Genomic DNA, 20,974 nt, shown 5'->3' with positions numbered 1-20,974 from the left:
ACATAGTAAGCCCACTCCATCTCCGAGAGCGGACAACGCACAACCTACGAAAAATGCGTGTGCGCCCGCGGCAGCACGACCCCGTCGACGATGATGTCGAGCTTCTCGTTGTAGAAGGCGACCAGGTTGGCGATCGGCGCGACGGCGGCCAGCGGGGTGTTGTAGGTCCAGGCCAGATCCGCATGCACCGCGTCCCCGACCCGCACCGACCAGTATCCCGACGTGACACCCTTGTACGGGCAGAGGGTCTGGGTGTCCGACGGCTCGAGATGCTCGAATGCGACATCGGTGCGGTCGATGTAATACCTTGTCGGCAAGCCAGTTTCGAACAGCAGCACGGGGCTGTGGGTGTCGGCCAGCACCACGCCGTCGAGTTCCACCCGGACGTGACGATGGGAACGCAGCGCATCGATTCGCGCGTACGGGTTGCGCGGGTGGCCATAGATCGGCTCGTCCTCTTCGAACCAGGTCAGCGCCGACCACTCGAAACGCACCAGTCCCGCAACCGGGCCGTCGCCCTCGTCGAACACCCGCGCCGCCGACGGATGTGTTGCTGATCCACCGACCAGGGTACAGGTGCGCGACGCCCCGAACTGCACGTGCTGTGGATGGTCTTCGTCGCGCAGCAATTCCGACCGCACGTCAGCCAGCGGGATGTAGTACTGGGGGTAATACGGGACCTCCCACACATACCGCGCCGCGGTGGTGTCGAAGACGAGCTCGCTGCCGAGGAAGCCGCGGACCCGGCGGGGTGAGGGTTCCACGCGGCCGCGAGCCGCAGCCGATTGCGGATAGTCGGTCGCCGGCTGCTCGGATGCTGTGCTCACACTGGACTCCTTGCCGTTTGATCCCGTCACCTTCCATGATGACGAGCGGCGGGTCGGGTGTATTCCAGCGACGGCCGAATCGGCGGTCAGACAAGGAGCGGTGCGCATGACACGAGCGGGTTCCGACGCGATCCGCGCGGAGACGATCATGATCAACGGGTACGGCGGCGACGAGATCGAGGCGTACTGGGCCGGACCCCTGACCCCGGGCTCCCGCGGCGGGATCGTATGGATCCATCACATGCCGGGCTACGACCGCGAGACCAAGGAGTTCGTGCGCCGGCTGGCCGTCACCGGCTATCACGTGGTTTGCCCCAACCTGTATTCGCGGGAAGCGCCCGGCGCCGATCCCGACGATGCCGCAGCAGCCTCGCGTGCCGCCGGGGGCGTGCCGGACGAGCGGCTGGTGGGCGATGTCGCCGGCGCGGTAGCCCACCTCGGCGGATTGCCCGGGGCGAACGGGAAGTTCGGGGTGATCGGCCACTGCTCGGGTGGGCGTCACGCGTTCCTGGCGGCGTGTTCACTGCCGTTCGATACGGCGGTGAACTGCTACGGCGCGTTCATCGTCGAGGATCCGCCCGAGGGCATGCCCAAGGCGATGAAGCCGATCCTCGACTTGGCGCCGACCCTCAGCGCTCCGATGTTGGGGCTGTTCGGGGCCGAGGACAGATTCCCGACGCCCGAGGCGGTCGCCACCCTCGACGCCGAGCTGACCCGGCTGGGCAAGTCCCACGAGTTCCACAGCTACGACGGCGCCGGACATTCGTTCTTCTCCGTCGATCGGCCCTCCTACCGCGTCGAAGCCGCCGTGGACGGGTGGCGGCGCATCGACGCATTCTTCGGCACTCACCTGAAAGGCTAGGACCGGCAACACATGTGCACCTATCTCACCGAACGCGTGGTCATCGAGGGCAGCGGCAAGGGCGCCACCGGATGGTTCGGCGCCGACCGGGCCACGGTCTACATCGATCATCCTGTGCACGCGCCGTACACCCACACCGTGAACATCGACGTGCTCAACCCCGCGCTGGGACCAGCCGCCCGGGTGGCGCTCGAGTTGACCGAGGAGAGCGCGCTCGCGCTGGCCGACGCCATCCACCGGGCGATCGGACACGCTCCCGCCGGGCTGGCATCACGCGACCAGTAGCGGGGACGAATCGGCTGTTTGCTCAGCAGAATTCGTACTGAACATCCCAGAAGCCGGGCACCGGATTCCACCACGCCGAGAAATGCCCGCCCAGTGCCGGATTGGCGTCGTTGATCATCCCCTGACCACCTACTCCGGGGATGAATCCGGGCGGATCCCAGGTGATCGACTGTGGATCGCCCGCAGTTTCCGGGGTGCATCCGATCTGCTTGACGAAATAGCCGTCGGTGACGGTCCATTCGGCACTCGCCTGATCGGGGCTCGGCGGTGGTGGTGCAGCGTGCGCAGTGCCCGTGGCACCGGCGATCAGCGCGGCGGCAATGCCGGCGGCCGGTCCCAAGCATCGTCGATAAAGCATCGCACCACGGTAGACCACCTCGGGCGGTTGCCGGGACCGTTCGCCGTCACCGGCGATCTTGCGGCGCCATCCCCGGCGTACCCGCGGCGATGACCGCGCGGTTCCGTTCGGCAACAACAGGAACCGGCATCTTCATCTGCCAGCGGTCGTAACTGAGAAATCCGTTGACCTCGTTCTCGACGTCGGTGGTCTGGGTGTAGATGGCACCGGAGAGACCGGTCCTGCGGACGATGTCTTCCAGTCTGCGGCTGACCTGGACATACCGCTCGGTGAGTCGCGCCGGGCTGTCGGCCATTTCATACGCTTCCGGCCGCCCCGGCCAGCGGTTCTGGTCCAGCACCAGTCCGAGTCCGCCGTATTCACCGTCGACGCGCACTCGATTGTCCACCGGGACCGGGCCTTTCGAGTGGGCCTTCATCAGGTCGTCGTGGATCTGGGGTTCACCGGGACCGACATAGGTGTGATCGTCGTAGACGTCACCGGCCAAGGTATCGCCGCGAGACTTGCAGCAGTTCACCCCGCTGTTGGCGTCCACCATCCGCGTCGGGTCCGCAGCCTTCACGACGCCGGCGATCCTGGCGGTGTCGAACTCACCCCAGCCCTCGTTGAACGGCACCCAACCGACGATCGAGGTGACGCTGCGCAGTTGGTCGATCATCGCCAGCAGCTCTTTTTCGAAGTTGACCTTCGCAGCGGGCGGCGGCTCGGGGGCCGGGCCGACCGGAATGTCCAGGGACACTTCGAGTGAGGGCATGTCCTGCCAGACCATCAGACCCAGCTTGTCCGCCCAGTAGTACCAGCGCGCGGGCTCCACCTTGCCGTGCTTTCGCACGAAGTTCATGCCGAGGTCCTTGATGCGCAGCAGGTCGGACTTCAGCGCGTCGTCGGTGGGCGCGGTGTAGATGCCGTCCGGCCAGTAGCCCTGGTCGAGCGGGCCGTGCAGGAACGTGATCCTGTTGTTCAACGCGATTCGTGGCCTGCCCTGCGGGTCGGGCATCGTGCCGATCGTGCGCAGTCCGGCATAGCTGGAGACCACATCGACGACTTTGCCCGACGGGTCCACGAGCGCGACCTTCAGGTCGTACAGGTACGGGTCCTCAGGTGACCACAGGTGCGGATTGGGCACCGGCAGACGAATCGTGTCGCCGGCACCGGCGGAGCCGACCGCCACCACGCGGCCCCGGTTGGGCTCGACGGCGAACACCACGGCACGCTGGCCTCGCGTCCCGGCGATGCGGGGGGTGACGGTCAGGGTCGTCAGGTCCGTGCTGATGTCGACCTTGTTGATGTAGGTGGCGTGTACGGGCTCTGCCCACACCGTCTGCCAGATCCCTGACGCGCCGGTGTAGAACAATCCCTTGGGCGCGTTGCGTTGTTTACCGATCGGGAACGGGTTGGCGTCGTTGCGGTCCTGGACGCGCACCGTGATCTCCTGGGGGCCCGGCCACCTCAGCGCCTTGGTGATGTCGGCGCTGAATTCGGTGTAGCCGCCCTCGTGGTGGGCCACCTCCTGGCCGTTCACCCACACCGTCGCGATCTGGTCCACCGCGCCGAAGTGCAGCAGCACATGCTGTCCCACCCAGTTGCTCGGCATTTTGACCACCTTGCGGTACCACATCTCGTCGTCGTGACGCTGGATACCGGACAGGGCCGACTCGACGGGATAGGGGACGAGGATCTTCTCGCGGTAGGCCTCCGGGGCCGGCGGCGCGGGCAGCACGGTTCCTGCCGAGCGGCCCATGTAACCCCAGACGCCGTTGAGGTTCAGCCAGGCCGAGCGCGCCATCTGTGGCCGGGGATAGTCGGGCAGCGCGTTCTCCGGCCCGACCAGCTTGGTCCACGGCGTGGGCAGCGGCGCAGCCTTCGGATGCCACATCACGACGGCGTTCGCGGACGGGCTCCCGATCATCGCGAACACAAGCAGGGTCAAGGCGACCACCGCACCGCGGCCGGCCCACACCCGGGGGTGACGGCGACGTCCGCGGGACGGCCGCGCAATGTAATGGGTGAAGATGTTTCCCCCCGAGCTAGATCTCGACCTCGGCGCCCCCGTCCGCGCGCACGCCGATTTTAGGCACAGCAAACGAACCATTCCGGTAGCGACACGACGTGATCGGCGGCACTGCGCGGTGGACCCGCGACTGACCGGGAAGATGTGATTGCCAGAGGCACTCTACGCCCGCGAAAACGCGGTTGGACACTATCTTTCGGCCCTAATACGGCAGCAATGTTTCAGTCGTCACCCGGGATGAATAGCGGCCTGCGGCAAGGCTTTACGCGGCCGCTGCAACCTCGGCTTTTGTCCATCACCGGATGACGGATTCATAGCTTCCAGCAAACTATCTTTGGCGCGTCGAGCCAGCGGTCGGTCGGTATGGCACCATCGGCAAGGTGGTGTCCCGGCCTGTCAGCGGTACGACGATCCCGGTGATCGCGCTCACCGGCTATCTGGGCGCGGGGAAAACGACTCTGCTCAACCACGTCTTGCGCACCCCGCAGGCCCGAATCGGCGTGGTAATCAACGACTTCGGCGAGATCAACGTCGACGCCGGTTTGATCAGCGGACAGATCGATGAACCGGCGTCGATCGCGGGCGGCTGCATCTGCTGCCTTCCCGACGCCGGCCAGCTGGACACCGCACTGGCTCGGCTGGCCGATCCCAAACTCCGGCTGGATGCCATCATCGTGGAGGCCAGTGGCCTGGCCGACCCGGCAGCGTTGGCCCGCATCATCGGTTTCAGTGAGATCGCCGGAGTCCGCGACGGTGGCGTCGTGGACGTGGTCGATGCTGTGCGGCACTTCGACACCGTCGACTGCGGCGGGGTGGCGCCCGCCCGGTACGGCGCGGCGACGCTGGTGGTGGTCAACAAGCTCGATCAGATTCCGGACAACGACCGCGACGCGACACTGGCGCGGGTCGAAGCCCGGGTGCGGGAACGCAATTCGCGGGCCCACGTCGTCGGTGCCATCGGTGGTCGAATCGATCCGGCTCTGCTGTACGACGTCGCGGCGGCGACCGATGAGACCGGTCAGCTGTCGTTTCGCGACGCACTGTTCGCCGAAACCGAGGATGACCACGACCACGTGCACGCTGCATCGGTGACCGTGACCGCGGAGGAGCCGATCGACCCGGAGCGGGTCATCGAACTCCTCGAGTGGCCGCCTGCCGGCGTGTACCGCATGAAGGGTTGCGTCTCGGTCCGCCATCGTTCTTCGGTGCGCGGATATGTGGTGAACGTCGTCGGGCCATCCGTTCATATCGCGAAGACCGCCGCCTCGGCAGCCGCCCGCAGCCACCTGGTCGCGATCGGAACGCAGTTCGACACGGCGACGGTCCGGACGTTGCTGACCGACGCCCTGCGTCCGACGGACGGACCAGCGTCGGCGACCGCGCTGCGGCGCTGGCAGCGTCATGTCACCCGCGCCTGACGGCTACAGATCGACGACGACGTCCTCGGCCGGCGCGGCGACACACAGCAGGATGTTGCCCTCGGCAGGCGGTTCCAGGGGCTCGAGGTCGTAGCGCACTCGGCCGGCCAGGAGTGCCGTCTCACACGTGTGGCAGACCCCGGTGCGGCACGACCATTGAGTGGGTACGTCGCAGGCTTCGGCGAACTCGAGCAGGCTGGTGTCGCAGTCCCGCCACCGCGCAGACAGTGCGCTGCGCGCGAATTGCACGCTGGGCCCGGAACCCGGCGGCCCATCGGGTGCATGCGGCGCTCTGGTGGCCGCCCCCACGATGCCGGGTGTGATCGCCGTGTGCGCGCCGAACCGCTCCGAGTGGATAGTGCGTGTGTCGAACCCGTATGCGACCAGGGCGTCACTCACCGCATCCATGAACGGCTCGGGCCCACAGACGAAGACCTGCGACTCGATCGGTAGGCCCAGGTCCCGCAGTCCCTGCGGGGACAGGCGCCCCCGCTGGTCGTAGTCGGCACCAAGCCGGTCGGCCGCGTCCGGACTGCTGAAAAAGACGTGAGATCGGCTGTGTGGCAATCGTTTCAGCAGGGCCAGCACCTCACCCGCGAACGGATGCTCGGTACCGTTGCGGGCACCGTGTAGCCACCAGATGGGCCGCTGCGACGCAGTCTCGGCCAGCGAGTACAACATCGAGAGCACCGGCGTCACGCCCACCCCGGCCGAGATCAGAATCACCGGCTGCGGGCTGTCGTCGAGGAAGAAACTCCCCCGCGGCGCCGCCACCTCGATGAGGTCGCCGGCCTTCACGTGATCGTGAATGTATCGGCTGACGGCGCCCATCGACTCCCGCTTGACGGCGATGCGGTACTCGGCGGCACCCGGCTGGTTGGACAGCGAGTAATTGCGGACGAGCGGCGGTCCGTCGGGGTCAACGGGCAGCCGCAGCACGATCGATTGACCGGCAAGCCATTCCGGCAGCGCTGCACCGGCGGGGTCGGCGAGCGACACCGAACGGACCTGGTGGCTCTCGTCATGCACCGCGGTCACCGCAAGCGTGCGGAAGCCCGGCCACGCCGGTGGTGGCGCGAGCCCGGTCAACCCGCTGTTACCGGTTCCCGCGTCTTGCTCCAGCAGACTCTGCAGCGAGGTCTTCCATCCTGGACTCAGCGCCGGGATGGAAGCGGCGCGTTTCAGCGCGTCGCGGGGATGTCCGGGAAGGTAGAGCAGGGCGTCGATCTCGGCGACGCTGACCTGGTGCGGGCCGTCTTCGATCTTGACGATGTCCTGGCCGGCGACGACCTCCCCTTCGGTCAGCACACGGCAGTAGAAACCGGGACGGTGATGCGATACCAGAAGCACGGCCATGCGCGGTTCACCCAGCCGCATTCCGACGCGGTAGCAGGTGACGCGGGGCTGGGTCACCTCGAGGACCACGTCACCGATCCGGTACCGATCGCCGATGCAGACCTCGTCATCGGGCAGCCCGTCGACGGTGAGGTTCTCCCCGAATGCACCGGGGGTCAGATCGTCGCGGCCGAGCACCGTCGCCCAATGGTCATAGGAGGCAACCTGATACACCAGCACAGCGCGGTTCTCGCCGCCGTGCCCGCCGAGGTCACCCTGTCCGTCGCCGTCGATGTTGGCCGGCGCACCATTCGCGGGCCGGTCACCGGGGCCTTCCACGCACCGGTGTGCACGGTTCGGCCGTTCCACAGCACATCCTGGGGCTGTCCGACGTTCACCGACACCAGCGTGGCCATCGCAGTCAGCGCTCCGGATCGTCGAGTTGTGCACGCAGCTGGTCGTTTTCGGCCTGCAGAGCCGCCAGTTTCGCGCGCAGGGGCGCGAGCGCGGGTTCGAGTTCGGCGGCGCTGAACCGCGGGGTGATGTGCTGCTGGCAGTTCCAGTCGTAGGCCTCGACGTCGACGAGGACGGCCCGCTCGACGACCGAGTCGTCGGTGTCGTCGGTCAACGATTTCAGCAGCGCGGGATCCTCGTCGGCGGTCACGATGCGGGCGTGCCCGAAGATCTTCAGCCGGCGCTGGTGGGCATAGTCCAAGGCGATGATGGCCACCCGGTCGTCGCCCGTCACGTTGCCGGTGCTGATGTACTGCAGGTTGCCCCGAAAGTCGGCCCAGCCGATGGTGTGGTCGTCGAGGACGTGGATGAATCCCGGGTTTCCGCCGCGGAACTGGACGTACGGCCAACCGGTTTCGGAGACCGAGGCCAGGTAGAAACCGTCACGCTCGCTGAGGTAGTCCTTCTCGTCCTCGGTGAGCGGGTCGCGACCCGGCGACGACTTGCCCGCCGCCAGCTTGCGTCCGTAGAACGTGTCGCTGCCGTGTTCACTTTGGACGGCCTGGACGTCGTCGGTGAACGCGATGGACGCGTAATGCTTGCTCATCAAGGTCTCCTCGTGCGCGCAGTCACTGCAGCGGAATATCGCGGCCCCGCTCGCTTTCAGAGCGTGGCCCGAAGTAGCGTCGCTCGGATTCGTCGATCGCGACGTCATTGATACTGGCTTCACGCCGGCTCATCAGCCCGTTGTCGGCGAACTCCCACAGCTCGTTGCCGTAGCTGCGCCACCACTGGCCGCCCGCGTCGCGGCATTCGTATTGGAAGCGAACCGCGATGCGGTTACCGTGAAAGTCCCACAAGCTTTTTCGTAGGGCATAGTCGAGTTCACGCTCCCACTTGGCGGTCAGAAACTCCACAATCTGATCGCGGCCGGTGACAAACCGATCTCGGTTGCGCCAGACGCTGTCAGTTGTGTACGCCAAGCTAACGCGATGCGGGTCACAGGTATTCCAGGCGTCTTCGGCGGCTTGGACCTTCTGCATCGCGGCGTGCAGGTCGAACGGCGGGAATGGTGGTCGCGAGTCCGTCACGTCTGGCCCCTTTCTTGGCGCAGGAACAGCGTGCGCCAGAAATGCTCAGTTCACCAGTGCTCGAGCCCACCGCCGTAGGATGCGTGACATATCACCCATGCGCAGGGAGGAGAAGGTTCGTGGCGGCACGCCGTAAGGACTATCCGCTCAACGCATCCCAACAGCGCACCTGGCTGAACTATATGCGGGTCTACCACCGGCTCGAGTATGAGATGAACCGGCAGCTGCTCGCCGACTGCGCGCTGTCGCTCAGCGACTACACGGTGATGAACGCGCTGTCCCAGGCGCCGGGCCGGCGTACGCGACTGACCGCGCTGGCGACCACGATCGGGTGGGAGCGCAGCAGGTTGTCCCATCATCTTCAGCGGATGACCGGCCGTGGCCTGGTCGATCGAGTGCGATCGGAGACTGACGGCCGCGCCACCGACGTGGTGCTCAGCGACGCCGGGTGGAACGCCCTGCGCTCGGCGGCCCCGCTGCACGCCGAGTGGGTCCGAACGCTGTTCTTCTCCGACCTCGACACCCGCCAGGACGAACAGTTGGCCGACATCCTCGCCACGGTCTACGAGAGCATCCTGCGGGAGGGCACCCTGCCCCGCCCGGATCAGACCTGAACCGATCCCCCGTCGACGAAGATCTCGGAACCGGTCATGAAGCTGCTCGCGTCGGAGGCGAGAAACACCACGACGGAAGCGATTTCATCGGGATGACCGATCCGGCCCATCGGCACTGTCGCGGCCTCACCGTCGAGCAGAGCCTGGTGCTGTCCACTGGGAGCCAATCCCTTGAGTCCCGGCGTCTCGATCGGTCCGGGGACGATGGTGTTGACCCGGATCTTGCGGCCCACCAATTCCGCCGCCCAGGTCCGGCCGAACGAGCGGATAGCCGCCTTGGACGCGGCATAGGCGCCGAACGACGGCACGCCCCGACTGGCCGCGGTCGAACCGGCGAGCACGATCGAGGCCCCCTCGTTCAGCAGAGGCAGCATCTTCTGCACCGTGAAGACGGTCCCGCCGACATTACGGTTGAAGGTGTCGGCGAGATGCTCGGGTGTCTCCTCCTCCAGAGTGGCGAACTCGCCGCCGCCGGCATTGGCGAAGACGACGTCCAGCCCATGGCCGTGCTGCCTGATCACGTCGGCGAGCCGATCGAGGTCGGCAATCTGGGTGATGTCGCTGGCGACCCCGGTGGCGCCGTCGCCGATCGTGGCGGCCGCCGCGTCGACCCGCTCCTGGGTGCGTCCGGTGAGGAAGACGTGGGCGCCTTCGGCTGCGAGGCGTTGCGCCGTGGCCAGTCCGATCCCCGATGTGCCGCCGGTGACCAGGGCCGTCTTACCGCTGAGTTGGCTCATGACTTCTCCTCTTGATGTGGAACCGATAGCCAGAACAACTACGTGACATGTCACGTTATTCCATCGGCGGCACGCGGGCCAGGGCCGCGCAGCCACCGTCACCGAGCAATCACATCTCGCACGCACAGGTTTGCCGATAGGTTTTCGCACATGGTCCCCGTGTGGCATGTCGGACCGGTGGCAGTGCCGGTGCACAGTCTGTTCGTCGGACTCGGGGTGTTGACGGCGATGGTGGTTTTCGTGGTCGAAGCGCGCCGGCGCGGCGCCGTCAACGATCAGTCGCTTGTCGCGGTCACCGGCGCACTCGTGGGCGGCGCGATCGGTATGCGCCTGTCCGGCTGGACACGGCACCTGGATTTCGCCGCCAACCCGACTCTGACCCGCGCGTGGGAGTACGGGTCCAAAAGCATCCTCGGCGGTCTGCTCGGAGCGTACGTGGGAGTGCTGATCGCCAAGCGCATCGGCGGGTACCGGGGCAAGACCGGTGATCTGTTCGCCCCCGCGGTGGCGCTCGGGATGGCCGTCGGGCGGATCGGGTGCTCTCTCACCGAGGCTCCCGGGCGTCCCACCTCGCTGCCATGGGGTGTGCACGCCGCCGCCACGACGCCCGAATGCCCGGGATGTCTGACCGGCCAGGCGATGCATCCGTCTTATCTGTACGAGATCGTGTTCCAGCTGGCGGCTTTCGCAACGCTGCTGTGGCTGCGATCCCGCATCACCCGGCCGGGCGAGCTGTTCGTGCTCTATGTCGCGGCCTACGCCGTATTCCGGTTCTGTGTCGAGTTCACCCGCGCCAACGAGACGGTGTGGCTGGATCTGACTCGGCCGCAATGGTTTCTACTGCCCTCGCTCGCCCTGATCGGCATCCGGATGTGGTACGGCTATCGTCGCGGTTACTATCGCGACCCAGCGCTGCGGCAGGAGGTACCCGCATGACGACTCCCCCACCGGGCGACGACCAGAACGGCGATGACGTCCCGCCCCCACCTGATCAGCCGCTGCCGCCCGCCTATCTGCCGCAGCCGCCTTGGAATCCGCCACCCGCGGGGTACCCGCCGCCTCCGGGATACCCGCCGCCCGGCCAGTACGGGTACCCGCCACCGGTGCAACCACCCACCCCACGCATCTCGGTCGGGATGGCGTTCCTCGGCGCGTTCTTGTACATGCCGCTGAATTTCGTCATCGGTTTCGCCGTGCTGGCCATGTCTGAAGGGCGTGGACACGGTGCATTGGTCGCCGGTGCAGTGTTGTTGGCGCTCATCGCTTTCGGCGGCGGCGCCGCACTGCTCGCCACCTCGAACGCGAACGGCAAGGGCTTCGGGCTCGGCCTGATGATCGGGTGGGCCGTACTCACCGTCGTCTCGGTCGGCTTCTGCACGGGCATCAACCCGGAGCTGTACACGTGACGGACGCCGGGATGGGGTTGCGTGGCGACCGGTTGTTGCGTTACGTCACCGCCTTCTGTCCGGCCTGCCACACCGAGGCTCCCGAAAGACCGCTGACCGAGGTGGCTCGCCTGAGCGGTCGGCTCGTCGCGCGCGACGACCGGGTTTGGCTCGAGCGCGGTTGCCCCGCACACGGATTGGTGCGCACTCTCTACGACGAGGATCCGGAGATCCTGTCCTATTTGGAGGAGTGGACCGCGCCGACCAAGGCCCACACCCCCGATGTGGCCGGCAACTTCGATCCCATCCCGTCGGCCTACTTACGCGGATTACCGGAGATGCAGACCCAGCACACCTGCATCCTTCTCCAAGACATCGCGGAGACCTGCAATCTGCGCTGCCCGACCTGCTTCACGGGTTCGTCGCCCGACCTGCGCAACGTGGTGTCGGTCGCCGACGTACTGGCCAATGTGGACCAGCGACTCGCCCGCGAGAACGGCCGGCTCGACGTGCTGATGCTCTCCGGTGGCGAGCCGACGCTGCACCCGGCGCTACCCGAGTTGTTGTCCGAACTGACCTCCCGGCCCATCACCCGAATACTGATCAACAGCAACGGTATTCGTATCGCCGGGGATGACGATCTTCTGGATTTACTGACCCAGCACCGGGAGCGCGTCGAGGTATATCTGCAATACGACGGCCTCACCGAGATCGCTCACCGCCATCACCGCGGTGGCGATCTGCGCTCGATGAAGCAGCTTGCACTGCAACGGCTCTCCCAGCGCGAGATCTTCACCACGCTGGTGATGACTGTTGCCCTCGGAGTGAACGACGACGAGATCGGCGACATGGTCCAGCTGGCTCTGGACACGCCGTACGTCGGAGGTATCAGCATTCAGCCGCAGTTCGGCTCCGGCCGATCCGGGCGCATCGATCCGTTGAATCGACTCACCCATACCGGAGTCCTCAAGCGGCTGGGACCGCAGACCGACGGCATGGTCACCTGGCGTGACCTGACCGCGCTGCCGTGTTCGCACCCGCATTGCTGCTCGGTCGGCTACCTGGTGCGCGACGATGCCGGCGCGTGGCGCTCACTGGTGTCGATCCTCGGTCATGACGGGCTCAAAGCCAGGCTCGGGTTGGTGTCGAACCGGATCGCCGACACCGAACTCCCCGCGCAGCTGCGCATCGCGGTCAAGGAATCCCTGCTGGGATTGTTATCCGAACAGTCGTCGCTCTCGCACCCCGATATCGGCGATGTGTGGCGAACCATCTGTGAGAGTTGTGATCTCGGCATCAGCACGCTGCTCGCCATGGCGGCATCGGCACTGCCCGGGCGGCGGCGTACGCTCCGCCGACTGCTCGGGGAACGCATCGTGCGAATCACCGTCAAACCGTTCATGGACATGTCCACCATGATCGAAGAGCGGTTGGTGCAGTGCTGCGTGCACGTGGGCACCAGTGCGGATCAGCACCAGTGCGCGCCGTTCTGCGCAGTGCAGGCATGGCCGGCCTTGAGCCGCCAACGCATGTCGATCGCGGCGGGCCGACAGCTGCCGCTGCTCGCGGTCAGCCCCCTGGGCGGGGAGTGACCGGCGAGGTCGTCGTCGAAACCGTGGTCGAGGTCGTCACCGTCGTCGTCGGACTTACCGTCGTGGTGGTCGTCGGCGAAGCAGACGACGTCGTGGTCGGGCTGGTCTCGGCGGGAACCGCAGTGGCTGTCGTTTCGGTGACCGTCGAGGTACTCGTGGTCACGGATGTGGTCGTGCTGGCGCTCGCGGGCGCGAGTACCGCACAGGCCACCCGCGCGCCGGCGTCGCCGGTGGCCAGGGTCTCCGCGTCGGGACCCGGGACGCCGCCGGCGGTGTACCGCTGCGGGATGTTGGCGAAGTTGTCGGCGTCGGCATGGATGATCAGCGCGCTGCCCTCAGGACCCTTCAGGTCGTCGAGCTTGAACGCGTCGGTGGTGGCAACGACCTTGCCGGAGCCATCCGAGCGCACGAACAGAGGTGTCAGGTCGCCGCTGGCCGGGTGTTCCGTCCGTCCGCCGACCTGCAGATGACCGCCGGCGGACAGGAAGTTGCCCGGCGCACCGCCCGACGGCGCGACGGAATCGGTCTCGCATTTGCCCACGGAGTGAATGTGCATGCCATGGCTGCCCGGGGAAAGGCTTCCGCCGGAGACGGTCTCGACCGTCACGGTCGCAAACCCGCCCGAGAAGTCGATGGTCGCGTTGGCGACCGGCTTGCCGTCGGGTGACTTCAGCTCGGCCTTGATGGTTTCGGCACTCGAACCCGATGACGTGGTCGTAGTGGTTTGTTGGCTGCCGTTCTGCGCGGAGTTGCAGCCTGCCAAGACGAGTGCGGGTGCCGCAATGAGCGCCGCGGCCGCGGTTGCGCGATTCAACATGCGGCCAGGGATACCCGCAATCCGGAATTTGTACCGGGGTTAGTACCCGTTGGCTTCTTTCCGATACCCCATGCCCTCGATGGCGATCGCCTCGACCGGGTCACCGACGTCGATGGTGACGACGTCGTCGGTCGCAACGAACGGTATCCGGAGTAGCCCGTAGAAGCTGTCGGTCTCGGCGAAGGTGTGGGCGCGAGCGAACAGCGGCTGCACGTCGAAGACCCGGACCCGCAGCTTCTCGCGGCTGAGTCTGCCCAACTCGCGGCCGGATTCGGGATCGGTGATGACCTGCCCCGTGCCGGAACTGACCGCGAACACCATGCCGGCGACCACCCCGGCTTCGGTGCCGCGGTTGATCACCAGCGTGTAGTCGTCCTCAACGAGGGCCACCTGCCCTGTGATGGCCGGCGGGGTCACGATGCCGCCAGTGAATTGCTTTCTGGCAGAGCAGAAGCCGACCCGGCGCGGATCCGCGGCCGCAGGGCGTAATCCTCGGCGCGCAGCGACAGGTCGACGTGGCTCGCCGGATCCTGCTCCGTGCCCAGCGTGAGCTCGACGGCCGTCTTGGCCTGGACGAGAGCGATCACCGCCTGCTGATGGTGATCGGTGCCGAGCGAGCCGAGCGCCAGCGCGAGCTTCTTGTCGACGTACACGACCGACCGCTGCAGGTCGGACTGTGTCGGTTCGGCGTCCCGGGTTTGGCGCGGCGCTTCGATGCCGAGTCCGCTGTACCAGCGATGCCCCAGCGCACCCAGGATGCCGGCGCACACCGGGATCACGACGACGGTGCAGACCAATCCGACGGTGGAGTGCAACGTGATCGCGCCGACGACGCCGAGCAGCATCCCGATGCCTGCGACACCGAACAGTTGCACCGGTGCGGGCACCGCTTCGATGACGCGCCAGAGTTGCGTGACGGCGCGTGCACCGTGTCGGGCTGCGACCACGACGGCGTGGGCGAGACCGGTGATCGCCTTGACCGCGAAGCGGCCGATGTCGTCGGCCTGTGTGCGGGTGATCGGCGACTTCGGCATCGACCAGGTGCGGCGCTGCGCAGCCGGAGCGGGAGCAGGTTCAGCCGGCTGCTCGGTGGTCTGTGGCTCGGCTGCGGCGGGTTGTGCAGCAGGATCCTCGACCGGCGGTTCACCTGTCGCTCCCTGCGCAGTCACATCTGCATCATTAGCCACATTTGTATCATCGCCTGAGAGCGGGTGAATCGCTCTCGTGGCGCGCCGAAAAAGACGAAGACGCGGAGGCCGACGGACTAGCCGGCGGCCGCCTTCGCCGGCGCCTTCGCCCTCGCGCTTTGCCCCTTGCCGGAACCGGCAGCCGCCGGAGTGCGCTTGGCGGTGGTGGTGTTGGTGCGCGCTGCGCCAGCGCTGCCCTTGCCCGCCTTCACATCACGGCTCGTGGTGGCCTTCGGGGTGACAGGTGCAGTCAGCGTGGGGGTTTCGGAGTTCACCACCGAACGAGGCACCTCGTTGGCCGCGGCCAGTGTGGTCTTCGTCGTGACGCTCTGCGCGGTAGCCGCACTCGCCGGAGGCGTCCACCCGATCGCCTTGGCGATCGTCCTGGTGAAGTCCATGAACGCGCCGATCGGCCCGACCCCGGTTCCCGTCGCGAGCGGCACGTGGATGTGCAGCACGCCGAGAAGGTTGTTGTCGTAGGCGAAGTCGAGGGCGTTGAAGATCGAGCCGCCCGGACTCAGCAGGCCGCCAAGCGCGATGCCGACCTCGACACCGTCGGGGAAGCTCACGCCGATCGCCGGGCCGAACGTCTTGGCCAGCGCCGTCAGGTCGACGTGCTGCCCGCCGTTGAGAAACGCGTCGGTCATGGCGGCCGGGATGCTGCCCAAGGTGCTCAGTGCACCCGCAACATCGGGCGTTGCGGCGGTGAGGTCGGTGCGCACGGCGTTCAGACCGGACGACAAAGCGATCAGCGGGCCCAAGACAGGACCGGCCATGCCCAGGATCAGGCCGCTGAGCGCGGACGTCGAAAACGCCAGCAGCTGCTCTCCGGTGGGAGAGATGACGAGATGCAGAAGATCCGGCACGCCGGGCAGCTGCAGAACGGCGGGAAGCAGGTTGTAGAAGGTCCCATGGGTGGGGTCCAGGGTGCTCAGATTCGGCGCCAGCGGTGCGGCCAGCGCGGCTTGGAAGTTGTGCTGAATCTGGGTGGCGATGCCGGCGAGGTCAGGCAACTCCTGGAGGTAGGAGATCTGGTTGGCGATGATCTGCTGCAGGATCGGGGCCGGCGCCTGCTGCCAGGTGTCGAACAGCGCCTGCGCGTTCTGACCCGCCCTGGTGAAGATGTCGGCCCAATCGGTGCTTGCCGCCAGCTCGATTGCGGGCGAAACTGTGATGTCCGGCGGCGTCACGGATACCGGGCTGATGGCGATGGCGGTGGCTCCGACTAGTGCCACACCGGCGGCAGCAAAGGGCCGAGGGACTGCATACATAGTGATTCCCCGTCGTCGTGTCACCCCTGACCCAAGAGCAACCTACCTCAGGTACGAGGGCGGAACGGTGAATTCACCAGGGATTGGCCGAGATTGGGCCATGCGGCCCGTCCGGTTGCGCTCTCTATGCCGACTTCTGGCAAACCTGACCGCGACCCCGCCGACGGGGGCGTTGCCGCAACTCTCCCCCGGCTCGGTCACGGGAGCGAATTACACCGTGATACGGATCAACGCTGCCAGTCGCTGGAACCGTCAACCCTGGTGTAGGTGCCGGTGGAGTTCTTCACGATGATCGGGTCGCCAGCGCCGAAGTTGTCGTAGAACCATCGCGCGTTGGCCGGGCTGATGTTGATGCACCCGTGGCTGACATCGCGCTTACCCTGATCGTCGACCGACCACGGCGCACTGTGCACGAAGTTTCCGCTGTCGTCGAATCGGACGGCCAGTTCGACGGTCGTCTTGTATCCGTATGTGGAGTTGACCGGGACCCCGTAGGTCGAGGAGTCCATCACGACCGAGGGCATCTTCTCCTGGACGTAGTAGGTGCCGTTCGCGGTTTGGTGGCCCCCGGCGGCCATGCCCATCGACATGGGGATGACCTTCTCCACGACTCCGTTGCGGGTGACCGTCAGTTGATGGGTGGCGTCGTCGGCGGTCGCCAGCAGGGTGTCCCCGGTACGGAAACTGGAGATCGTGCCGCCGGCGTCCACGGTCACCGTGGTGTGCGCGGGCCAGAAGCTCAGCGGACGCCAGCGCAGCTGCGTCGGGGTCATCCAGTAGAACTTGCCGGGAACCGGCGGGACCGACGAGACGTGGATGGCGTTTTCGGTGGCGCCGGCGTCCTCGACCAATCCGGGGAAGTCGATGATGATCGGCTGGGCTACGCCGACCGTCGAGCCGTTGGCGGGTGCGATCCTGGGTGGCCCGAACGGCGCGGCACCGACGAACGGCGCCGGGTCCTGACCGGGGGCAGCCGGATCCGGATCTGCCAGTGCGGGAACCACATTCGCCGCGAACATCACACCGACTATCGACACCAACTCGGCTGCCTTGAGTGCGGCGACGCGAGTTCTCCCAGCCCAGCCCACCATTGCTTCCTCCCATCGGCTGGAAGCCAGTGTTGCACAGCGCCGCCGTGCGCAGGTGGAGCTAGTGCCGAAGCGACACCGCCGCCGGCGTCGAGCTCTCGCCGCGACGCGTGGCCAGCGCCGACAGGCACGCCCAGGTGGCGCCGATCGTCGCCCACAGCAGGGCCTGGTTCAGCAGAGAATAGGTCCGGAAATCGGCCAGCACCTGCGCGGGGAATCCGTCGATCACGATTCCGTCGGGCCCGCTGATCGGTCCGGGAACTTCGCGGAAGCCGGGTAACCACGCACAGGCCACCAACATCGCGACCAGGTAGCCGCTGACTGCCATCGCCGTCGCCGGCCACGTCCCCCGCCGCCGCGACCACGCCAGCCCGACCGCTGCCGCCAGGCATGCAGCCAGCACGGAGATGACGGTGATGGTCAGGAACGCCGAACTTCGCGCTCCGATGGTCTCTTCCACCCCGACAGTGGGCGGATTCGGCGGATACTTCAGGCTCGGCACCAGCGCGATCGCCGCGAACATCCCCGCCGACACCAGCAGCGCCAATCCGGTGGGATCAACCGTGCCACCACGCCGTTCGATCGCGGTACGAATCACCCTGTAGGACAACGCAAACAGTACCCCCATCGTGACGGCGAAGGCGATGATTCCCACTGCGGCACCGAGGTTCTCCTGCACCGAGCGGCTGAAGAGTTCATGACCGTGCTCATGAGCGTCTCCGGCAAGCCGAGATTCGGCGTGTTCACGGGCTGCTTCATACTCCACCGCTGCCCCGATCAACGGCTCGATCAGCACGCGGCTGAAGGCGAAGCAGACGATGCCGCCTGCCACCCCTGGCGCCAGATACCGTATCGCAGCGGGCAATTCGGCGTTCAGTGGCACGGGAACCCCAGCAGGTGACGTGCGTCGTGCAAGAACTCGTGGATGTGGGTGTCCGAACCGAACACCGACACCGCGCCCTGGTCATAGCCGACGAAGTAGTAGAGGATCAGCGCAAGCAGCGTCAGGACAGTCAACCGAAGCGGGGCGGCGAGACTTGCGGCGGCGGCCCGCATATCAACGCGCGGCACACCGAGGGTGGGGTTGGCATCGTTCATCTCAGGTCTCCTCGCAGTTCTAGTGGTCGTGGTCGTGGTCGTGGTCGTGGGCAAGTGCGTGATCATTGGCGTCGGTGAGTATCGGCGCGGTGAGCAACTCGTGGCGATCGACGAGCTTCTCGAGGGTCGCGACCCAGTGGTCGTAGTACTCCCATTGCCCCCGTTCGGGTTCGGGCATGCGCTCCCACTCCCCGATCGTCGCGATGAGCGTCTCCTGGAACTCGCTCCACGGATAATGCCGGAACTCCGAGAGCGCGAGCGCCAATCCGAACGCGCGTCGCTGCCACTCGTGGTCGAATTGCGGTGCAGCCTGATCGGTGGTGCACGTGTCGTGCAGCTTCATGACGTTTGCCCCGCCAACGCCACACCGATCATCGACTCGGTGGTGACCAGAACCATCAGCATCTCGTCAGTGAAATCCTCTGTCCCAGAGGGGCGTTCGGGGATGACGAACCACCGCGAGTGACCACTGGAATCCCACACCTTGATCTCGGTATCGGCCGGCAACTCAAGCCCGACCTCGGCGAGCACCTTGCGCGGTTCGCGGGCGGCCCGGGACCGGAACGTCGGGTCCTTGTACCAGTACGGGGGCAGCCCCAGCACCGGCCACGGAAAGCAGGAGCACAGCGTGCAAATCACCAGGTTGTGCACTCCGGCGGTGTTGGCCACCGCCTGCAGGTGCTCACCTTCGGCGCCGGCCATACCTTCGGGCAGGTCCAGTTCGGCGACCGCCGCGGGGGTGTCCACGACGACCTTTGCGGCGAATTCTGGATCAGTCCAGGCCTTTACGACGATTTTTTTGCCGTTGAGCGGCGTCATCTCCGTCTCGAAATAGGCCAGCACCTTGTCCACGGTCTGCGGTGTGATGACGCCCTTCTCGATCAGCAACGCCTCGAGTGCGGCCGCCTTCTTGGCACTGGCCTCTTCGCGGTCGGGCGGATAGGCGAACTGGCCGGTCATGATTCCTCCTCGATGGGTGCCAGATAGGCTTCGAATAGTTCGGCGTACAGCTTCAGTGGGCCGCCTTCGGCTCGCGCGCCCCAGATTTCAGCAGGGTCGAATTCGACGATGTAGATCGGCATCGGATCACCGATCCCGTCGCCGGTGTGGGTGAAGTAGCCGTAGTCACCCTCGAATACGCGTTCCACGGTGCCCACCCGGCCGCGCAGGTATCCCGGCAGACGGCTGTGGGCGTCGGCGGGCACATTGGTGATCCGAACGTCCTCTCCGACCGCGAATTTCGGGTGTGCCACATCGCGGCGCGGGCTGTCGCCGAGCCGGAGGTAGGCGATCACCTGATCGTCGATCGCGGGCACGACGTCGGCCTCGGCATCCGGAGCGAGCGCGGTGATCCGTTGGGCGAGTTCCTCTTCGGTGACATAGCCCTTGTCGATGAAGAACTGCGTGATGCCACCCAACCACTTCTCGTAATAGCGAAACTTGAAGTAGTCGAAGGGGTTCATCGCCTCGGCGCCGGTACGCAGGTCGGCCCAGGTCCACTCGTCCTTGAACGCGGTGGGCACCTCGTCGATGGGATAGCCAGGCAGGGCCGCGCCGAGATGGTTCGACAACCCCATCATCGCGACATGGATGCCGAAGATGCGCTTCTCCCACTCCTCGACAAAGACCCGCTTCTCCAGGGTCAACGGCTCGGGCAGACCTTCGAGGCCACCGAGATAGTGCTGCAGTTTCATCAGGCTGGGCTTCCTTCCGTGTGCGGGGGTGCGGTGTCGACGGCCGGCTTCTTCGTCATCGCGGTCGCCAGATATTCGGAAAGCAGCCCGAACGATGCTCCGAGGATGCAGGCCACGGCAGCGACCAGGCCGGGGTGCGAGATGGTCGTGACGGTGATGTCGTTGCCTCGCCCGGCGACCGTCGACACGGTGGAGGCGAATCCGACGACGACGGCGGGCGTGGTGGCCAGCAGCGGTACCCACGACGCCTGCACCATCACCGCACTGCCGACACCCACCGCGATGGCGGTGACCAGCAGGCTGCCACCCATCAGATAGGCGGCATAGAGGCTGGCCGAGGCGATCACCACGCCGACGAGGTTCGATGACACCGACCGAATCCAGCCGGCAACACCGCCGCCGACAAAGAAGAACGAAGCCCAGGCCAGGAAGACCACCCAGATGGGCACGGTGATGACTTCGGCAGTGAATGCGACTGCCACGCCGCCGAGCACGCCGATGCTCAGCGTCAGGGCTGTCCGAGAATCCATGGCACACCTTCTTCGAAAGGGTGATCACCCGCTTCGACATCGGAGCGGAGTACGGTGAATTCACCTTCGCCCCAGCCGGTTTCGCCGGTGTTACAGCGTCATTGCTCTGCCCGTCAGGTCCGGACATGAATCGTGCAATTTCGGACGTCGAGGCGCTGATGGTGCGTTCGCGTTGCCGCCGGGCCGGAGTGCCGCTACGTTGACTTCACCTCGGATGGGGTCACGAGAGGACAGCACCGGGAGTCGGACGAGCAGAGATCACAGCGGCCACCGGCCGCGGGGCGCCGGCCCGCGAACGCGCCGGGATCCACGACGCCCAAG

At 66.3% G+C, this 20,974-nt stretch carries 24 protein-coding genes and 1 pseudogene; 7 read left to right on the top strand and 18 right to left on the bottom strand.

Features of this window, described 5'->3' with window-relative positions; all coding sequences use genetic code 11:
• Positions 1-44: 44 nt before the first annotated feature.
• Positions 45-827 (bottom strand): DUF427 domain-containing protein, encoded by a 783-nt coding sequence (locus K0O64_RS05615; RefSeq protein WP_225933637.1) that lies wholly within the window; start codon positions 825-827, stop codon positions 45-47.
• Positions 828-933: 106 nt separating this feature from the next.
• Here K0O64_RS05615 and K0O64_RS05610 point away from each other — a divergent pair, with 106 nt between their 5' ends.
• Together K0O64_RS05610 and K0O64_RS05605 are read left to right on the top strand one after the other, a co-directional pair.
• Positions 934-1,689: a dienelactone hydrolase family protein gene (locus K0O64_RS05610; RefSeq protein ID WP_220046206.1), complete on the top strand. Its 756-nt coding sequence runs from the start codon at positions 934-936 to the stop codon at positions 1,687-1,689.
• Positions 1,690-1,701: 12 nt separating this feature from the next.
• Positions 1,702-1,974 carry a DUF6295 family protein gene (locus tag K0O64_RS05605; RefSeq protein WP_071947406.1) on the top strand — a complete coding sequence of 91 codons (273 nt, stop codon included), beginning with the start codon at positions 1,702-1,704 and terminating at the stop codon, positions 1,972-1,974.
• Positions 1,975-1,996: 22 nt separating this feature from the next.
• On the opposite strand, the gene K0O64_RS05600 is transcribed toward K0O64_RS05605, so the two are convergent.
• Together K0O64_RS05600 and K0O64_RS05595 are read right to left on the bottom strand one after the other, a co-directional pair.
• Positions 1,997-2,332, bottom strand: coding sequence for a hypothetical protein (locus tag K0O64_RS05600; protein ID WP_220046205.1), 336 nt, complete (start codon positions 2,330-2,332; stop codon positions 1,997-1,999).
• 46 nt (positions 2,333-2,378) lie between these two features.
• Complete coding sequence (locus K0O64_RS05595) at positions 2,379-4,241, bottom strand: glycoside hydrolase family 2 protein (protein WP_220046485.1); 1,863 nt, start codon at positions 4,239-4,241, stop codon at positions 2,379-2,381.
• 482 nt (positions 4,242-4,723) lie between these two features.
• Between K0O64_RS05595 and K0O64_RS05590 the strand changes: the two genes are divergently transcribed.
• Positions 4,724-5,761: a CobW family GTP-binding protein gene (locus tag K0O64_RS05590; protein WP_225933636.1), complete on the top strand. Its 1,038-nt coding sequence runs from the start codon at positions 4,724-4,726 to the stop codon at positions 5,759-5,761.
• A gap of 3 nt (positions 5,762-5,764) precedes the next feature.
• On the opposite strand, the pseudogene K0O64_RS05585 reads toward K0O64_RS05590, so the two are convergent.
• The 3 genes and pseudogenes from K0O64_RS05585 to K0O64_RS05575 all read right to left on the bottom strand — a co-directional run bounded on the left by K0O64_RS05585 (position 5,765) and on the right by K0O64_RS05575 (position 8,640).
• Positions 5,765-7,512 (bottom strand): annotated as a pseudogene (locus tag K0O64_RS05585) (MOSC domain-containing protein).
• A 5-nt stretch (positions 7,513-7,517) separates the two neighbouring features.
• Positions 7,518-8,156: a pyridoxamine 5'-phosphate oxidase family protein gene (locus K0O64_RS05580; protein ID WP_096310266.1), complete on the bottom strand. Its 639-nt coding sequence runs from the start codon at positions 8,154-8,156 to the stop codon at positions 7,518-7,520.
• A gap of 22 nt (positions 8,157-8,178) precedes the next feature.
• Positions 8,179-8,640, bottom strand: a complete 462-nt coding sequence (locus tag K0O64_RS05575) for a nuclear transport factor 2 family protein (protein WP_220046204.1) — start codon at positions 8,638-8,640, stop codon at positions 8,179-8,181.
• Between the two features lie 119 nt (positions 8,641-8,759).
• On the opposite strand from K0O64_RS05575, the gene K0O64_RS05570 reads away from it, so the two are divergent.
• Complete coding sequence (locus tag K0O64_RS05570) at positions 8,760-9,254, top strand: MarR family winged helix-turn-helix transcriptional regulator (protein WP_071947412.1); 495 nt, start codon at positions 8,760-8,762, stop codon at positions 9,252-9,254.
• On the opposite strand, the gene K0O64_RS05565 is transcribed toward K0O64_RS05570, so the two are convergent.
• Positions 9,245-9,991, bottom strand: coding sequence for an SDR family oxidoreductase (locus K0O64_RS05565; protein ID WP_071947413.1), 747 nt, complete (start codon positions 9,989-9,991; stop codon positions 9,245-9,247). The two genes, K0O64_RS05570 and K0O64_RS05565, sit on opposite strands and share 10 nt — an antisense overlap.
• A gap of 150 nt (positions 9,992-10,141) precedes the next feature.
• Here K0O64_RS05565 and K0O64_RS05560 point away from each other — a divergent pair, with 150 nt between their 5' ends.
• The 3 genes from K0O64_RS05560 to K0O64_RS05550 are packed head-to-tail and all read left to right on the top strand — an operon-like array spanning position 10,142 to position 12,968.
• A complete protein-coding gene (locus K0O64_RS05560; RefSeq protein ID WP_071947414.1) occupies positions 10,142-10,927 on the top strand; it encodes a prolipoprotein diacylglyceryl transferase in 786 nt (261 codons plus the stop codon).
• The gene (locus K0O64_RS05555) at positions 10,924-11,397 is read left to right on the top strand and encodes a hypothetical protein (protein WP_225933635.1); all 474 of its coding nucleotides are present in this window, start codon (positions 10,924-10,926) and stop codon (positions 11,395-11,397) included. Before K0O64_RS05560 ends, K0O64_RS05555 begins: the two co-directional genes overlap by 4 nt.
• A gap of 11 nt (positions 11,398-11,408) precedes the next feature.
• Positions 11,409-12,968, top strand: coding sequence for a radical SAM protein (locus tag K0O64_RS05550; RefSeq protein ID WP_220046482.1), 1,560 nt, complete (start codon positions 11,409-11,411; stop codon positions 12,966-12,968).
• Here the strand turns inward: K0O64_RS05550 and sodC are convergent.
• From sodC to K0O64_RS05495, 11 genes are all read right to left on the bottom strand, one after another.
• Positions 12,946-13,785 (bottom strand): superoxide dismutase[Cu-Zn], encoded by an 840-nt coding sequence (sodC, locus tag K0O64_RS05545; RefSeq protein WP_071947415.1) that lies wholly within the window; start codon positions 13,783-13,785, stop codon positions 12,946-12,948. The two genes, K0O64_RS05550 and sodC, sit on opposite strands and share 23 nt — an antisense overlap.
• Before the next feature lie 39 nt (positions 13,786-13,824).
• On the bottom strand, positions 13,825-14,202 hold the full coding sequence (locus tag K0O64_RS05540) for a hypothetical protein (RefSeq protein WP_174714107.1): 378 nt from the start codon (positions 14,200-14,202) through the stop codon (positions 13,825-13,827).
• Positions 14,199-14,954, bottom strand: coding sequence for a hypothetical protein (locus tag K0O64_RS05535; RefSeq protein ID WP_225933634.1), 756 nt, complete (start codon positions 14,952-14,954; stop codon positions 14,199-14,201). Before K0O64_RS05535 ends, K0O64_RS05540 begins: the two co-directional genes overlap by 4 nt.
• Positions 14,955-15,049: 95 nt before the next feature.
• Complete coding sequence (gjpA, locus tag K0O64_RS05530; protein ID WP_071947417.1) at positions 15,050-16,207, bottom strand: outer membrane porin GjpA; 1,158 nt, start codon at positions 16,205-16,207, stop codon at positions 15,050-15,052.
• 263 nt (positions 16,208-16,470) lie between these two features.
• The gene (locus tag K0O64_RS05525; RefSeq protein WP_071947418.1) at positions 16,471-17,334 is read right to left on the bottom strand and encodes a L,D-transpeptidase; all 864 of its coding nucleotides are present in this window, start codon (positions 17,332-17,334) and stop codon (positions 16,471-16,473) included.
• A 58-nt stretch (positions 17,335-17,392) separates the two neighbouring features.
• The gene (locus tag K0O64_RS05520; RefSeq protein ID WP_071947419.1) at positions 17,393-18,214 is read right to left on the bottom strand and encodes a CbtA family protein; all 822 of its coding nucleotides are present in this window, start codon (positions 18,212-18,214) and stop codon (positions 17,393-17,395) included.
• The gene (locus K0O64_RS05515; protein WP_071947420.1) at positions 18,205-18,429 is read right to left on the bottom strand and encodes a CbtB domain-containing protein; all 225 of its coding nucleotides are present in this window, start codon (positions 18,427-18,429) and stop codon (positions 18,205-18,207) included. Before K0O64_RS05515 ends, K0O64_RS05520 begins: the two co-directional genes overlap by 10 nt.
• Positions 18,430-18,448: 19 nt before the next feature.
• Complete coding sequence (locus K0O64_RS05510; RefSeq protein WP_071947421.1) at positions 18,449-18,772, bottom strand: nitrile hydratase accessory protein; 324 nt, start codon at positions 18,770-18,772, stop codon at positions 18,449-18,451.
• Complete coding sequence (gene nthA / locus K0O64_RS05505; RefSeq protein ID WP_220046202.1) at positions 18,769-19,389, bottom strand: nitrile hydratase subunit alpha; 621 nt, start codon at positions 19,387-19,389, stop codon at positions 18,769-18,771. The genes K0O64_RS05510 and nthA overlap by 4 nt, the downstream gene beginning before the upstream one ends.
• The gene (nthB, locus tag K0O64_RS05500) at positions 19,386-20,123 is read right to left on the bottom strand and encodes a nitrile hydratase subunit beta (RefSeq protein ID WP_071947423.1); all 738 of its coding nucleotides are present in this window, start codon (positions 20,121-20,123) and stop codon (positions 19,386-19,388) included. The genes nthA and nthB overlap by 4 nt, the downstream gene beginning before the upstream one ends.
• Complete coding sequence (locus K0O64_RS05495) at positions 20,123-20,653, bottom strand: DUF1097 domain-containing protein (RefSeq protein WP_071947424.1); 531 nt, start codon at positions 20,651-20,653, stop codon at positions 20,123-20,125. Before K0O64_RS05495 ends, nthB begins: the two co-directional genes overlap by 1 nt.
• Positions 20,654-20,974: the final 321 nt, after the last annotated feature.

Origin of the sequence: Mycolicibacterium pallens (assembly GCF_019456675.1) — a bacterium.
Taxonomy (GTDB): Bacteria; Actinomycetota; Actinomycetes; order Mycobacteriales; family Mycobacteriaceae; genus Mycobacterium; species Mycobacterium crocinum.
This window is presented reverse-complemented; position numbering and strand designations above follow the sequence as displayed.

Coding starts and splice junctions, on each gene's coding strand:
- K0O64_RS05610 (WP_220046206.1), top strand. CDS start 934: ATGACACGAGCGGGTTCCGACGCGATCCGCGCGGAGACGATCATGATC.
- K0O64_RS05605 (WP_071947406.1), top strand. CDS start 1,702: ATGTGCACCTATCTCACCGAACGCGTGGTCATCGAGGGCAGCGGCAAG.
- K0O64_RS05600 (WP_220046205.1), bottom strand. CDS start 2,332: ATGCTTTATCGACGATGCTTGGGACCGGCCGCCGGCATTGCCGCCGCG.
- K0O64_RS05595 (WP_220046485.1), bottom strand. CDS start 4,241: ATGATCGGGAGCCCGTCCGCGAACGCCGTCGTGATGTGGCATCCGAAG.
- K0O64_RS05580 (WP_096310266.1), bottom strand. CDS start 8,156: ATGAGCAAGCATTACGCGTCCATCGCGTTCACCGACGACGTCCAGGCC.
- K0O64_RS05565 (WP_071947413.1), bottom strand. CDS start 9,991: ATGAGCCAACTCAGCGGTAAGACGGCCCTGGTCACCGGCGGCACATCG.
- K0O64_RS05560 (WP_071947414.1), top strand. CDS start 10,142: ATGGTCCCCGTGTGGCATGTCGGACCGGTGGCAGTGCCGGTGCACAGT.
- K0O64_RS05555 (WP_225933635.1), top strand. CDS start 10,924: ATGACGACTCCCCCACCGGGCGACGACCAGAACGGCGATGACGTCCCG.
- K0O64_RS05550 (WP_220046482.1), top strand. CDS start 11,409: ATGGGGTTGCGTGGCGACCGGTTGTTGCGTTACGTCACCGCCTTCTGT.
- sodC (WP_071947415.1), bottom strand. CDS start 13,785: ATGTTGAATCGCGCAACCGCGGCCGCGGCGCTCATTGCGGCACCCGCA.
- K0O64_RS05525 (WP_071947418.1), bottom strand. CDS start 17,334: ATGGTGGGCTGGGCTGGGAGAACTCGCGTCGCCGCACTCAAGGCAGCC.
- K0O64_RS05515 (WP_071947420.1), bottom strand. CDS start 18,429: ATGAACGATGCCAACCCCACCCTCGGTGTGCCGCGCGTTGATATGCGG.
- K0O64_RS05510 (WP_071947421.1), bottom strand. CDS start 18,772: ATGAAGCTGCACGACACGTGCACCACCGATCAGGCTGCACCGCAATTC.
- nthA (WP_220046202.1), bottom strand. CDS start 19,389: ATGACCGGCCAGTTCGCCTATCCGCCCGACCGCGAAGAGGCCAGTGCC.
- nthB (WP_071947423.1), bottom strand. CDS start 20,123: ATGAAACTGCAGCACTATCTCGGTGGCCTCGAAGGTCTGCCCGAGCCG.
- K0O64_RS05495 (WP_071947424.1), bottom strand. CDS start 20,653: ATGGATTCTCGGACAGCCCTGACGCTGAGCATCGGCGTGCTCGGCGGC.